Raw genomic sequence first — 13,733 nt, 5'->3', positions numbered from 1 at the left:
CATGTGTGACTTTCCCGACGAACGGGACAGTTCAGTTGAGTCACAACGGACGCCGGGTGACACACAAGGCGGATTCGGGCACACCCCCACCAAAAAAGTCGGGGAACCTCCGGAACGATTCGGGGTCGCCGGACGTATTGATACGTAGCCCTGCTGCTGTGACAGTTGCGAGCAGCTTAGGCCAAGGCATTGACGCGTGTCCGGCGAATGAGAACGTAGGCTGCCCTCATGCCAAAGAAGCGCTCGGGCGGTGGTCTGTCGCCAACGCAGCAGGCCGCCAAGTTCCTCGGTGTCAGTGTGCTCGCGGGAGCCGTGCTGGCAGGGATCGCCCTGCCCGCCTTCGGCGCGCTGGGCCTGGCGGCCAAGGGATCGGTGGAGTCGTTCGACGAACTCCCGGCCAATCTCAAGACACCGCCGCTGAGCCAGCGCACCACGATCCTCGACTCCGAGGGCGGCCAGATCGCCACCGTCTACTCACGTGACCGCACGGTGGTCGACCTGAAGAACGTCTCGCCCTACATGCAGAAGGCGATCGTCGCGATCGAGGACTCGCGCTTCTACGAGCACGGCGCGGTGGACCTCAAGGGCGTCCTGCGCGCGCTCAACAAGAACGTGCAGAACAGCGGGGTGTCCCAGGGCGCCTCCACGCTCACGCAGCAGCTCGTGAAGAACGTCGCCGTCGAGGAGGCGGGCGACGACCCGACGAAGGTCGCGCAGGCCACGCAGCAGACCATCGGGCGCAAGATCAAGGAGCTGAAGTACGCGATCCAGCTCGAGGAAGAGCTCAGCAAGAAGAAGATCCTCGAGAACTACCTGAACATCACGTTCTTCGGTGAGCAGGCCTACGGCGTCGAAGCCGCCTCCCAGCGCTACTTCTCCACACACGCCAAGAGCCTCACGCTCCCCCAGGCCGCGCTGCTGGCCGGCATCGTCCAGTCGCCGAGCCGCTACGACCCCGTCAACGACGAGGCCGAGGCCACCAAGCGCCGTAACACCGTGCTGAAGCGCATGGCCGAGGTCGGCGACATCTCCGAGGCCGAGGCGGCCACCGCGCAGAAAGCCCCGCTGGGTCTGAAGGTCAAGAAGCCGAAGAACGGCTGCATCACCGCCGTCCAGGGCGCCAGCTTCTTCTGCAAGTACGTGGAACGCGTCTTCCTCCGTGACCCGGTCTTCGGCAAGACCAAGGAGGAGCGGGCGAAGGTCTGGAACCAGGGTGGTCTGACGATCCGGACGACGCTGTCGCCGCAGGCCCAGAAGTCCGTCCAGAGCTCGCTCAAGGACCATGTCTACAAGTCGGACAAGGTCGCCGGGGCCGCGACCCTCGTCGAGCCCGGCACCGGCAAGATCCTCGGCATGGGCCAGTCGAAGCCGTACGGCTACGGCAAGAACGAGACCGAGTACAACTACTCGGTCAACGCCTCCATGGGCGGCTCGAACTTCGGCTTCCCGACGGGCTCGACCTTCAAGCCCTTCGTGGCCGCGGCCGCGCTGGAGGAGGGGCGCCCGCCGAATCAGTCGTACTCGGCGCCGTACCAGATGGCGTACCCGGACACGGTCCAGACGTGCAGCAGCAAGCCGTGGACGAACGACGGCAGGCCCAAGTACACCCTGGAGAACGAGAGCGCGTCCGAGAAGGGGCCGTACCAGCTGCAGAAGGCCATGGAGCTGTCGGTCAACACCTACTTCGTGCAGATGCTCGCCGACATCGGCATGTGCCCCGTGGTGAAGATGACCGACAAGCTGGGCGTCATCCAGGGCAACGGCACCAAGGTCCCCGAGGTGCCCTCCTCGATGACCCTCGGCTCCACCGGCCTGTCACCCCTGACGATGGCGAGCGCCTACGCCGCCTTCGCCAGCCGCGGCATGTACTGCACCCCGATCGCCATCGAGTCGATCACCCAGACCGTGGGCGGCACGAAGAAGTCGCTGGAAGTCCCGAAGTCGACCTGCTCGCGCGCGATGAGCGAGAAGACCGCGGACACCATCAACACCCTGCTCAGCGGCGTGGTCGACTCCGGCACGGGCAAGCAGGCCGGCCTGTCCGGTCGCGACAACGCCGGTAAGACGGGTACGACGGACGCCCGCAAGAACGCCTGGTTCGTCGGCTACACCCCGAACCTGTCGGGCGCCGTCTGGGTCGGCAGCGCCACCCAGAAGGTCGAGATGACCAACATCTGGATCGGCGGCCGCTACCACCCTGAGGTCTACGGTGGCGACACCCCCGGCCCGATCTGGCGCGACGCCATGACCGGCGCACTCGAGGGCAAGGAACCCACGCCGTTCAACAAGGTCTTCATCCCGCAGCCCCCGAAAAAGGACCGCGGCGACAAGAACGACAACGGAAACGGAAACGGCGACAACGACGACGACAACGGGGATGACGGCGGTTTCCTCACCGGTCTGCTCACCAACGGTGGGAACACCAACGGCGGCAACGCGAACCGGGGAAACAACGGCGGCTTCTTCCAGGGCCAGAGCAACGGCAACGACAACAGCGGCGGACGCGGCTGACACCGGCGGCCGGCCACTGAGCCGGCCGGGACGAGCCGATCCGGACGGTCCAGCGCAGCCGGACGGTCCAGTGGAGCCGGACGGTCCAGTGGAGCCGGACGGTCCAGTGGAGCCGGCCGAGTCGGCTGAGCCGGAGACGTGAAACGGTCCCCTGACTCCCGCGAGGAGAGTCAGGGGACCGTTCTGTTTCAGCGCGCCTGCAGGGTCAGACCCGTCCGTCGGGTCAGCCCGCGAGAAGCCTCTTGACGACGGCGGCGACGCGGCCGCCCTCGGCCAGACCGGCCACCTTCGGGTTCACGATCTTCATCACGGCGCCCATGGCCCGCGGCCCCTCGGCACCGGCCGCCTTCGCCTCCTCGACGGCCTGCCCGACGATGTCGTTCAGCTCGTCGTCGCTGAGCTGCTTGGGCAAGTAGCCGGCGAGCAGCTCGCCCTCCGCCGTCTCGCGCTCGGCGCTCTCGGGGCGACCGCCCTGCGCGAAGGCGTCGGCCGCCTCCCGGCGCTTCTTCGCCTCCTTGGCGATCACTTTGAGGATCTCGTCGTCGGAGAGCTCGCGCTTCTCCTTGCCGGCGACCTCCTCCTTGGTGATCGCGGTGAGCGTCAGCCGGAGCGTCGAGGAGCGGAGCTCGTCGCGCTCCTTGATTGCGGCGTTGAGGTCTTCCTGCAGCTTCGACTTGAGCGTGGTCATGGGTCTGATTGTCGCAGGTGTGGACGGCCCGACGCCCGGTCATTTACCGGTCGCTGCGGGAAGGGCACCGGACAGAGGCGCCCCGCAGCCCTCAAGGGCGAACGCACCCGCCCCCCTTGAGGGACCGGCAAGGCGGCGCCGTGCAGTGCGCTGCGGTGGAGTGCAGTGCACTGCAGTGCATGCAGTGGGTACGGCAGCCCGGTCAGGGCCCGTGCCGCAGAGGACGGTGCGGGCAACGACAGCGCGGGGCGGGGCGGGACGGGACGGGCAGCGGACCGTCACCCACGCCCGGCGGACGGACAAGCACACGGACGGGCGGACGGAGGGAGAGAGGGAGGGACGGACGGACGGAGGACGGACGGGCGGAGGGACGGACGGAGGGACGGACGGCGGACGGGCGGAGGAGGGACGGACGGACGGAAGCGGCGGCGTGGTCTGAGACGATGGACGTATGCGCGCGCGATACGGAGTACCTCTGTCCATTGCGGCGGTCGGCGCCGCCGGTCTGGTGTACGCGGCGGGTTTCGAGCCCCGCTCCTTCCGCCTCCGACGAGTCACCGTCCCCGTCCTCCCCGCCGGAATGCGCCCCTTGCGCGTGTTGCAGGTCTCCGACATCCACATGGTCGGCGGCCAGCGCAAGAAGCAGCGCTGGCTGCGCTCGCTGGCCGGACTGCGCCCCGACTTCGTGATCAACACGGGCGACAACCTGTCCGACCCGGACGGCGTCCCGGAGACGCTGGACGCGCTGGGGCCCCTGATGGAGTTCCCGGGGGCGTACGTCTTCGGCTCGAACGACTACTACGGCCCGAAGCTGCGCAACCCCGCCCGTTACCTGTTGGAGAAGGCCCAGGGCCGACACGGCCTGAACGGCAACCCGCCCGCGGTGGACGTCGTCCACAACCCGTGGGAGGACCTGCGCGACGGCTTCGACGCCGCAGGCTGGCTCAACCTGACGAACACCCGCGGCGTGCTGAAGGTCGAGGGCGCCTCGATCGAGCTGACGGGACTGGACGACCCGCACATCAAGCGCGACCGTTACGCGCGGGTGGCCGGCGGTCCGTCGGAGTCGTCCGACTTCTCGATGGGCGTGGTGCACGCGCCGTATCTGCGGGTCCTGGACCCCTTCGCGGCGGACGGCTATCCCCTCATCCTGGCCGGCCACACCCACGGCGGTCAGATCTGCATCCCCTTCTACGGCGCCCTGGTCACCAACTGCGACCTCGACACGGACCGAGTGAAGGGTCTGTCGACGCACACGGCGGAGGGCCGCACCTCCTACCTCCACGTCTCGGCGGGCTGCGGCGCGAGCCGCTACACCCCCGTCCGCTTCGCCTGCCCGCCCGAGGTGACGCTGCTGACGTTGGTGGAACGGGAGTAGCCAGAACCTCCCCTCCCGGAGACCGAGGCGTCCCCCGAACGGCCCACCCGTATCGCCCCATATGTCACCCCTGCCTAGCGTGAGGGCATGACCGCGCCGATACCCAGGGACCTCCCGGATCTGCCCGCGATTCCGCGGACCCACGCGCTCCTGCTCTCCTCCGTCCCAGCCTCGGCGGTGGTGACCCCCGTCCGCCGCCCGCTGGCCGCCGTGCTCCGCCTGCTCCTGGCCGGCACGGCGGCGGCGGGCGTGACCCTCGCGTTCCTGCTGAGCAGCCCGCTGCGGGTGCTGAGCCACTTCGCGATCCAGAGCAACATCCTGTTGGCCCTGGTCACGCTGCTGTCCGCCCGCCGGGCATGGACGGCCCGCCGCCCCCTCCCCGCCGCCCTGACAGGCGCGGCCCTCCTATACGCCATGATCACCGGCCTCGTCTACCACCTGCTCCTGGCAGACACGGCCGCCCCGTTCCCGCTGACCGGCATGACGGCCGCCCCCACGGGCTGGCACCTGGTCGCCGTCCACCTCCTGCACACCGTGACGCCGGTGGCCGCCGTCCTCGACTGGCTCCTGCTGACCGCCCCGGGCCGACTGCGCCTGCGCCGGGCCGCGACATGGATGCTGTACCCCACGCTCTACCTGGCCTTCTGCCTGGCCCGCGCCCAGCTGATCGCGCCCGGCACCCCGGGCCGCTATCTCTACCCCTTCCTCGACGCCGAGGCCCACGGCTACAAGCACGCGCTGGCCAACGCTCTGCTCCTCGGCCTCTCCTTCTACGCCCTCGCGGTCCTCCTCGTGGCCCTCGACCACGCCCGCCCGAACCCCATCAGCCACCGCGCCAAAACCGGATTTCGTCTCCGGCCACCGGTGGGCTAAAGTAAACGACGTCGCCGCGACAAGCAGGACAAGCAGCGACATCGGGGTGTAGCGCAGCTTGGCAGCGCGCTTCGTTCGGGACGAAGAGGTCGTGGGTTCAAATCCCGCCACCCCGACAGCTGAAACACCAGGTCAGGCCCGGTTCTGAGAGATCAGAACCGGGCCTGATTTGCTTTGTGGGCCCAGTTTGGGAGCCATTTGGGAGCCGACCTCAGTGAGCGGCTCCCGGACGGCTCCCCGAGTCCTAACGTCAGGGGAGAGACGAGCGTCCAGCCGACGTGGGCTTCCACCCCGCTTCAGACATCGTCGCCTCCGATTGTCAGTGGCAGTCCTTACTCTGAGACGTGCTCGGTCGCACATCTCCAGGAGCACCCGTGGACTACTTCTACAAAGACCTCGGCAACCTCAAGAGAGGTTCCACGGTCATCGTCACCCTGCGCAACCAAGCCAACGTCCAGGTGATGACGCGCAGCGAGTACAGCAAATACAAGTCGGGGAAGAGATACCGGTACCTGGGCGGTCGCGTCACTCGCTCGCCTCACCAGATCACCATCCCCAGTAACGGACAGTGGGTCGTGGCCATCGACCTTGGCGGCTATTCCGGTCGCATCTCTGCGTCTGTCCAAGTCCAGCCACCTCCGCGAGGCTTCCTGCCCCCGGCCCGCGACCCACAGGGCAGTCCGGCCCGCTCCGTCGCGGTCCATGAACCGGAGGAGCCTACTGGCGACATACTTGGTGGCCAGACCTGGGACGTCTTCATCTCCCACGCGTCCGAGGACAAAGGAGCTGTTGCCCGCCCCCTTCGAGACGCGCTTACCAAGCTGGGTGTGACTGTCTGGCTCGACGAAGCCCAGATGCGGATCGGCCACAGCCTCCGCCGCAAGATCGATGAAGGGATCAGGGCGAGCCGCTTCGGCATCGTAGTGCTCTCGGCCCCCTTCTTCGCCAAGGGTTGGACCAACCACGAACTCGACGGACTCGTCACCCGTAATGTGGCCGGGGAGCAATCACTCCTGCCAATCTGGCACAACCTGAGTGCAGAAGACGTCCGGCGCTACAGCCCCTCCCTCGCAGACAAAGTGGCGATGAGCACCAGCGACTACTCCATCGAGGAGATCGCGCAGCAGATCGCTGACGTGGTTCAGGAGGAAAGCGCCGCTTAGCTCCAGAGCACCAGCACGCCGCTTCGGTGTGCACCGGTTCCAGCGAGTCGTGGGCTTGTGCTGGAGAGACCACAGACGGTACGACGATCGCCATGCACCCTTGGTCTCCGTTAAATGACCGGCAGCTCGCACTCCTCACCCGCATCGGGGGCGGAGCCGACCCCGTCACGTCCAACAGCCCCGAGCTCGCCGTCACGGCTCGCGCGCTCAGGGACCGGGGCTTGGTGACCATGCCCAGGAAGAAGGGGAGGTGGCAGGCGGAGATCACTGACGTGGGACGCTTCTACCTGGAGCACGGGCATCATCCCGACCGTCCGGAGTTGGCTCCACGCAAGCCTCGCGCGGCGGCGTCTGAAGGCGGGGCGCCCGTTGCCGCTGGTCCGTCGCAGGATGCCGATCCTCCGACCGAGACAAAGCCCGCCCCGAAACGGGCTGTGAAACCTCCGCGCCCGTCGCCAGCAACTGTCGGGCCGGCGCTCATCGCGCAGGTGCAGGAGGCCGGACGATTTCTTCGGATCCCTGACCCCAGCGCGGAGGAACGGGCTCGGTATCGCAGGGCGTTCGACGCAGCCCGGCAGTGCGCTCCGGATGGGTACCACCTGAAGTACAGCGGGCGGGCGAAGGGGGACTTCTTCCTCGGTCTGCTGAGGGTGTCTGGCGAGGACGACACCGAGTGGAACGAATCCGACTGGCGCGAAGCCGAGTGATCACCGATGTCGAGGACGTGCTCGCCGCGGTCACCAAGGACCACAGCGCCTTCGAGATCTCCGACGAGGTCCTACCGAGGGTGCTCGCGCTGCTCCGGCTGCTCGCCGAACAGGCCCTCGCGCGGTACGGCGAGATCGCGGTGTCCAAGAAGCGCAGGCAGCCGAGGCCGCTGCTCACTGTCCACGGCAGGACGTACGAGGTCGGCTTCCGTGAGCGGCAGAAGCAGGTCCGCTACGTCCCCAAGCAACCAGGTCGTCGCACGTACGACTGGCAGCGGGTCACGCCGGCCCACAAGTTCGAGCCGTCCGGCGAACTGGAGCTGCTGGTCAGCGAGAACTCGGGTTACAGCTACAACTACGGCTGGAAGAAGGAATGGGCCGACACGGCCAAGAAGCCGTTGGAGGAGCAGATCGCCTCAATCTTCCGGGCGTTGAAAGCACGCGCGGAGGAGCAGGAGCGGGCCCGGCTGGAACGAGAGGCCGAGCAACGACGTCTGCGAGAGGAACGGGAGCACCAGGAGGCCGAGCGCCGACGACTTGCAGCGGAGCGGGAGGAACGCGAGCGGCGGGAGTGGGAGGCCGCGGTAAGTGCGGCCTCGGTCAAGGCGGTTCACGCGGTACGGGCCGAGCACTTCGGCACGGCCCTGGAGCAGTGGCGGGCCGCCGGTGAGATCCGGGCCTTCTGTGCTGCGCTGGATGACGTCGCCGCCGCATCGGAGGACGCCCTCGAAGTTGAGAGGCTGCGCGAGTGGTCGGCTTGGGGGAACACAGAGGCTGATCAGCTCGACCCCACGACGAATGGCAGGGGTCTGGCCGCCCGTGACTTCAACGTGGAGCCGACGAAGAAGCAGCTGCGACCGTTCCTCGACGGCTGGCGGCCGGACCGGCCGGAGAAGGAGCCTCCGGCTCAGCCAACGCCTCCCAAGCCGGAGCCAGACCCGTGGCGCGGCGTCATCGACGCACATCAGGATCAAGGGTGGCGATATGGACACCAAGGTCGCGCTCAATGGTGGAGGCGATGACGCCATGACCTCGGTCGCGTAGGGCCTTGACCGCCTTGTCGACGAGTTCTCCGAGCCGGATGACCTCGGCGCGCAGGGCGACCAACTCGTCGTAGCGGTCGGCTTTGTCTTCGCCACACCAGGCCCGGACGGTTCGCAGGACAGCTGCCTCCGCGTCCAGCTTCCGGTCGTCCCGCCGGCTGTAGGAGTACCAGGAGGACTGGACACGCTCCTGCTCGATGCCCTGCTGCTTGCGGTCCGCCTCCGGAAGGATCTCGTCGGCGAGACGGCCGGCCACCTGGCGGGCGACGCGCTCGGTGACCGGCCACCCAGCCAGACACATGCCGTGGCGGTTCTCGTACACCATGGCGTCACCGCGGAGTTCAGCTGCGTCGATGCCGATGAGCGGTGCCGTCTCGTCGAGGCGGCTCAGCTCCAGGACCCCGGCGTCGGCCACTGTTCGGCGCAGGCGGAGCCTGTTCTTCGGACGGACGAAGCCGAGGATCATGCGGGCGGCCTCGAATTCCGTGCTGCCCCGGACGTGGCGAGAGGACTCCGCCAGCGCCAGCTCCGCCGCGTCATCCGCGCGGAACGTATCAACATCCGCCCACGGCGCTACGAGAGAGCCGGAACTGACCCACTCCTGCAGGCCAGCGGCATCGCCTTCGAGAAACCGCACGTGGATCCAGCCAGACCTGCCGGAGCTGCCCACGCGTACGACCTCGACGTGGCGGACCTCGCTACCCAGGTCCTTCGGCCTCGCGCGGTACGCCCAGTGCTCGCCAATCTCCATGTGTCTATTGAGCCAGGTCCCTTGGCCCTCTCACCGGGCGTTTGCCATAACCTCCGGAGCGAGATGACCTCCACGAGGTTGACGCTGCCCCCGCAGGGTGTCGCCGGAGACGGCTGTGCCTCTGGTGGTGACCACCAGAGGTGCAGCAGCAGTCACCACTGGGACTCCGCAGGCTTACGTGATTCCCTGCGCGCACGTAGGAGATCATCGAGTACGCGCACGGGTGACGTGGGGCTCATCGCCAGGCGGGTGTCGAGTGCCGCCTCCCACTGCTCGGTCAGTCCAAGCATGAGGCGTTTTCGCATTCCGGGTGTGACGTGGGCGTAGCGCGCGGAGACCGAGCCGTCGATGTGGCCCATGCGGTCGTCCATGAGGACCTTCTCGGTGCCGAGGACCTCCATCACGGTCCGGTGGGTGTGGCGGAGGCCGTGGGGTGTGAGGCCCTTGGCGATCGGGAGCCAGCAGGCGTCGGCACGGTCGCTGGCGCCACGCCCTCGGGCTGGGACGCCGGGCCACGGTTCGCCGAGGAGAGGCACGGGGCGGGCTTCCTGCGGCGCCTTCTTTGGGTACCAGCCGGAGACCGCCGGGGTGAACAGCCAGGTGGCAAAGCCGTTTCGGCGCCAGTGGGCTGCGTGCTGCGGTACCGCGCCGCCGCGCACGAATCCCAGGTCTGCGATGGCCTGTTCCACCCTGACCCGCTTGGCTTCGGTGACGCGGTCGGGGTGGTTGAGGACGTTGGACACCGTGCCGGTGGAGACTTCGGCTCGGCGTGCGACGTCGACGAGCTTTGCGCCGTGGTGGCCGCCGGTGCGGGCCGTGCCCTGGCCCCGGAAGACGTAGGTCTTGCCGTGGCACGAGCAGGGTTTCGGCTTCGTGCGGGCGACGTGGTTGGCGACCAGGGCCGACAGCCAGTCCATCACGTCGATGGTGCGGTAGCTGTCGTCCTTGGGTGGGCAGCGAACCAGCTCGCCGGTGTCGAGTTCGTACAGCTGCCATTCGACGCGGACGGCCCCGGAGCGGGCAAACTCCGTCTCCAGGCCGACGATTTCGCCCCAGCGCATGCCGGTGTAGCCCTTGAGGACGACGGCGACGAACTCGTCGTCGCGGCCGGAGAGCAGGGCGGCTCGCTCCGCGGTCAGCAGGGTGCCAAGGGGGTCGGTGACGACCTTCTCCGGGCCGCGGTCGCGGGAGCGTCCGGCGCGCTTGCCGCGTCCGCGCCGTCTGGCGGCCGGGTTCGAGGTGATCAGGCTCTCGTCGATCGCGTCCTCGAAGATCAGGTGGAGCGTCGAGCGCCAGGTCTTGACGCTGGAGGCCGCGTAAGCGGCCTTCTCCTTCTTCTCCCACAGGTCGACGTCCGTGCGCAGGATGCCGACGAGCGCCTTGTCCTCGAAGTCGGGGAGGAGGTGCTCCTCGATGTGGCGCTTGTAGTTCTGCATAGTCGAGGCGGCCAGGTCCTGGGCCTCGTACCAGCGGTTGGCGTACTCGCCGAAGGTCTCCTGGCCGAGTGCCGGGTCGCGCCAGTCGCCGCGCCGATACTTGTTCTCGGCCTCGCTCGCGGCGCGCTGGGCCTCGCCCTTGGTGGCGAACCGGATCGCTTTGCCGTTGTCGTCGACCACCGTGAGATGCTTGCCGGGCGCGGTCTTGTACCGGCCGCGCCAGTAGTTTCCGCGCTTCTCCGCGAAACCCAACTTCCGTCTTCCTCCCCTGTTCTCGGCTTGTGACTGGGTACGGGCGCGCTACGCGACGGTCTCGTACTGGGTGCGGCGCGGCGGTCGAGCCCGCAGACGCCCTGGCGTCGGGGCCGTAGTCGGCTCAGGCGGCCGGGCGGCACGAGTTCGTGCCGAGGGAGGGCTTGTCGCTGCCCGACTCGCCGGCGCGCTGCTGACGGATCGCTTCGGGCGCTCTTCGTGGAGGCGGACGATCTCGGCGAGGTGCGCGGCGGTGAAGCGGTAGGCGCGGCCGACGCGGGTGTGCGGGATGAGTCCGCGTCGGGCCCGGTCCTTGACCCACCAGGCGGAGCAGCCGAGGGCTTCGGCGATTTCTTCGGGGCGGTAGAGACGAGGCAAGGGGGCTCCGCCCTCGGTGCCGGGAAGGCGTCGTACGAGGGCAGGGGGTATGTCGGAGTGGTGCAAGAAGGGCGGGTCCTTACTGGGTGGGGGCGTGCTCGGTCAGCGGTGCTGAACGGTCCTCGTCACGTGGCGGTCGGCCCCTGCAGCAGCACGAGAGGCGAGACCAGGAGGGCGTCGGCGATCGCGACGAGGTCGTCGGCATCGCATCGTCGTTGGGCGCGTTCGATGCGGGACAGCATGGTGTTGGACATCGGACGGCCGAAAGCGGTCACGCGGTCGGCCAACTGGCGTTGCGACAGGCCGCGTTCGGTTCGGAGTATTTCGATGGTGCGGGCCGCCTGCATTCCTGCGGGTCCGACTTCCAGTGGGCGTGGGGGCATGGCTCCAATTGAAAGGTGCATTCGCCGGTTTGGGTAACCGGCGATCGTGGTCTATGTTGCGCTCGCGTCGTTCGCCGAGATGCGGTTCCAGGGAGTCGGGAATGGGCACAGACCAGGACGACGATCACGGCTCTGAAGTGCGGTGTTGTGTTGTAGCTTCCCCGTCGGCGGCCCGTCAACGGCTTGCCGATGTAATCCTTCTGGCTCTGCGGTCCGGGCAACTATTTGGTCAACAGCGGATCGTGCCTTACGGTTTTCCTCCCGCCCGCCACCGAGCCCCATTTCTCGCGGCCTTTCTGCCGTGAGAGATGGCGCCGGATAGGGCTGGACTTGCGCGACTGGGGTGTGGCTATGTTGACGACACCCCCGGAAACGCAATCGCTTCCCGGCGCGCGTCCGCGCCAACACCCCCTCGAATCCCGCCCCGACCGACGGTGAGCCGTGATGCCCGCGCACAGGCCACCGAGTGAGGACCGCCCCGCACTTGGCACGAATCCGCACCATCAAGCCCGAAGCCTTCGTCTCCGAGTCCCTGGCCGTCGTCTCCCTGACCGCCGAGCGCACCTTCCTCGGCCTGCTCACCCAGGCCGACGACCAGGGCCGCCACCGCGACCACGCCGCGATCATCGCCGGGCAGTTGTGGGTGCTGCGCCCGGAGCACACCCCGTCCGATGTCGAGACGGACCTCGCCCAGCTCGCCGACGCGGGACTGATCTGCCGCTACAAGGGGCCGGATCACAAGCGGTACCTGCACGTCGTGACCTGGCACCAGCATCAGAAGATCAACCGGGCGAGCAAGAGCCGCCTCCCGAGCTGCCCGGTTCACGACGCTTCGGTCGCGTCGGCTCCTGCCGTGGGCGCCGGTGTCACGGAGTACTCGCTACCGCCTCACGCAGTCCTCACTGAGGGCTCCGGCGAGGTCCGTGAGTCCACGCTGAATCCGGGGCTTGAGAGCGAAGTCTCAGATCAAGAGGGCTTCACGGAGTCCTCCGCGAGGGATCAGGGAGCGCTCGGTGAGGCAGCAGTGACGTCTCACGGTCCGGATCTAGGACCTAGGACCGTGGATCTAGGAGATATCCCTTCGGGGGGCGCAAGCGCCCACACGCCCGACACCGTCTCGGCCAAGCAGCTCCTCGGCGAGTACATCGCCGCGTGCAACCACCGCCCGCCAGATGCCTTCCTGAACCATCTCGGCAAACAGGTGCGCAAGCTGCTCGACGAGGGCATCGCCCCCGCACACCTCCGGGCCGCCCTCGAACGCCACCGGGTCAAGGGCCTGTCCCCTGGCGTCCTGCCCAGCCTCGTCCACGAGGTCATGAACGCCGCATCCTCCACCACACCCGCCGCCCACCGGGCGTGGACGAACCCCACCGACGTCGTCGCCGCCTACGGAGATGAGCTCTGACCGCCACCCTCACCCGCGCACCCCAGCCCGTCGGCGCGATCACCGACCGGCTCAACACGATCCTCGCCAACCGCGGCATCGACCCCACCACGGCTGCCGCCCAAGAACCGGCGCCCCAGACCGTCACCGCCCTGGAACTCGCCGACGCCCGCATCCCCGCCCGCTACCGCCGCGCCCTGGCCGACCATCCCCAGATCACCTCCTGGGCCGACCAGATCGCCCGCGCCGGACGCCCCGGCCCGACCGGACCCGGTATCGCCGAGGGCCCGTCGCTGCTGATTGCCGGCCCCACCGGCACCGGCAAAACCCACCAGGCGTACGGCGCCGTCCGGGCCCTCCTCACCCGAGGCGTCCGCCTGCGCTGGGAGGCCACCACCTCCGCCGACCTCCACGCGCGGCTCCGCCCCCGCGCCGGCCACGACGGCGAACGGGAACTGCAGACACTGGCCCGCTGCCCCCTGCTGCTCCTGGATGACCTCGGCGCAGCCAAGACCAGCGAATGGACCGAGGAGCTCACCTATCGGCTCATCAACCACCGGTACGAGCACATGCTCCCCACCCTCATCACCACCAACCTCCCCACCGCCGAGCTCCGCACCGCGCTCGGCGACCGCGTCGCCTCCCGCCTCGCCGAGATGACCGAGCGGGTCATCCTCACCGGCTCCGACCGACGCCGCACCGCGCCCAGGATCTGAACGGCCCGCGGCCCCTCCCGTTCCACCACCTCACCCGCCCGGGCTTCCGCCTGCCCTCGAGCGCCCGGGT

The 13,733-nt window shown here is 68.4% G+C and carries 12 protein-coding genes and 1 tRNA gene; 8 read left to right on the top strand and 5 right to left on the bottom strand.

The annotated features are described in order from the left end of the window. The first annotated feature begins 228 nt into the window (after nt 1-228). A complete protein-coding gene (locus ACN6LD_RS02695; RefSeq protein ID WP_445042398.1) occupies nt 229-2,511 on the top strand; it encodes a transglycosylase domain-containing protein in 2,283 nt (760 codons plus the stop codon). Between the two features lie 223 nt (nt 2,512-2,734). On the opposite strand, the gene ACN6LD_RS02690 is transcribed toward ACN6LD_RS02695, so the two are convergent. Then, nucleotides 2,735-3,199, bottom strand: coding sequence for a GatB/YqeY domain-containing protein (locus ACN6LD_RS02690; RefSeq protein WP_319193776.1), 465 nt, complete (start codon nt 3,197-3,199; stop codon nt 2,735-2,737). Between the two features lie 451 nt (nt 3,200-3,650). Between ACN6LD_RS02690 and ACN6LD_RS02685 the strand changes: the two genes are divergently transcribed. The 5 genes from ACN6LD_RS02685 to ACN6LD_RS02665 all read left to right on the top strand — a co-directional run bounded on the left by ACN6LD_RS02685 (nt 3,651) and on the right by ACN6LD_RS02665 (nt 8,342). Beyond that, nucleotides 3,651-4,577 carry a metallophosphoesterase gene (locus ACN6LD_RS02685; protein WP_319193775.1) on the top strand — a complete coding sequence of 309 codons (927 nt, stop codon included), beginning with the start codon at nt 3,651-3,653 and terminating at the stop codon, nt 4,575-4,577. Between the two features lie 87 nt (nt 4,578-4,664). After that, complete coding sequence (locus ACN6LD_RS02680) at nt 4,665-5,450, top strand: Pr6Pr family membrane protein (RefSeq protein WP_445042397.1); 786 nt, start codon at nt 4,665-4,667, stop codon at nt 5,448-5,450. Between the two features lie 42 nt (nt 5,451-5,492). Next, a tRNA-Pro gene (locus ACN6LD_RS02675) sits at nt 5,493-5,566 on the top strand. A 258-nt stretch (nt 5,567-5,824) separates the two neighbouring features. Beyond that, the gene (locus tag ACN6LD_RS02670; RefSeq protein WP_125514183.1) at nt 5,825-6,613 is read left to right on the top strand and encodes a DUF1883 domain-containing protein; all 789 of its coding nucleotides are present in this window, start codon (nt 5,825-5,827) and stop codon (nt 6,611-6,613) included. 673 nt (nt 6,614-7,286) lie between these two features. After that, nucleotides 7,287-8,342 carry a hypothetical protein gene (locus tag ACN6LD_RS02665; protein WP_256904140.1) on the top strand — a complete coding sequence of 352 codons (1,056 nt, stop codon included), beginning with the start codon at nt 7,287-7,289 and terminating at the stop codon, nt 8,340-8,342. On the opposite strand, the gene ACN6LD_RS02660 is transcribed toward ACN6LD_RS02665, so the two are convergent. From ACN6LD_RS02660 to ACN6LD_RS02645, 4 genes are all read right to left on the bottom strand, one after another. Continuing rightward, complete coding sequence (locus ACN6LD_RS02660) at nt 8,272-9,114, bottom strand: PE-PGRS family protein (RefSeq protein WP_445042396.1); 843 nt, start codon at nt 9,112-9,114, stop codon at nt 8,272-8,274. The genes ACN6LD_RS02665 and ACN6LD_RS02660 overlap by 71 nt on opposite strands. 152 nt (nt 9,115-9,266) lie before the next feature. Further along, nucleotides 9,267-10,802, bottom strand: a complete 1,536-nt coding sequence (locus tag ACN6LD_RS02655; RefSeq protein ID WP_256904142.1) for a LacI family DNA-binding transcriptional regulator — start codon at nt 10,800-10,802, stop codon at nt 9,267-9,269. 48 nt (nt 10,803-10,850) lie between these two features. Further along, nucleotides 10,851-11,231: a helix-turn-helix domain-containing protein gene (locus ACN6LD_RS02650; protein ID WP_256904188.1), complete on the bottom strand. Its 381-nt coding sequence runs from the start codon at nt 11,229-11,231 to the stop codon at nt 10,851-10,853. A gap of 74 nt (nt 11,232-11,305) precedes the next feature. After that, nucleotides 11,306-11,563: a helix-turn-helix domain-containing protein gene (locus tag ACN6LD_RS02645; RefSeq protein WP_256904143.1), complete on the bottom strand. Its 258-nt coding sequence runs from the start codon at nt 11,561-11,563 to the stop codon at nt 11,306-11,308. Nucleotides 11,564-12,047: 484 nt separating this feature from the next. Between ACN6LD_RS02645 and ACN6LD_RS02640 the strand changes: the two genes are divergently transcribed. Together ACN6LD_RS02640 and ACN6LD_RS02635 are read left to right on the top strand one after the other, a co-directional pair. Next, the gene (locus ACN6LD_RS02640) at nt 12,048-12,968 is read left to right on the top strand and encodes a hypothetical protein (RefSeq protein ID WP_256904144.1); all 921 of its coding nucleotides are present in this window, start codon (nt 12,048-12,050) and stop codon (nt 12,966-12,968) included. Then, nucleotides 12,965-13,663, top strand: a complete 699-nt coding sequence (locus ACN6LD_RS02635) for an ATP-binding protein (protein WP_256904189.1) — start codon at nt 12,965-12,967, stop codon at nt 13,661-13,663. Before ACN6LD_RS02640 ends, ACN6LD_RS02635 begins: the two co-directional genes overlap by 4 nt. Nucleotides 13,664-13,733 lie beyond the last annotated feature (70 nt).

This window comes from Streptomyces sp. SAS_272 (genome assembly GCF_052543235.1).
This window is presented reverse-complemented; position numbering and strand designations above follow the sequence as displayed.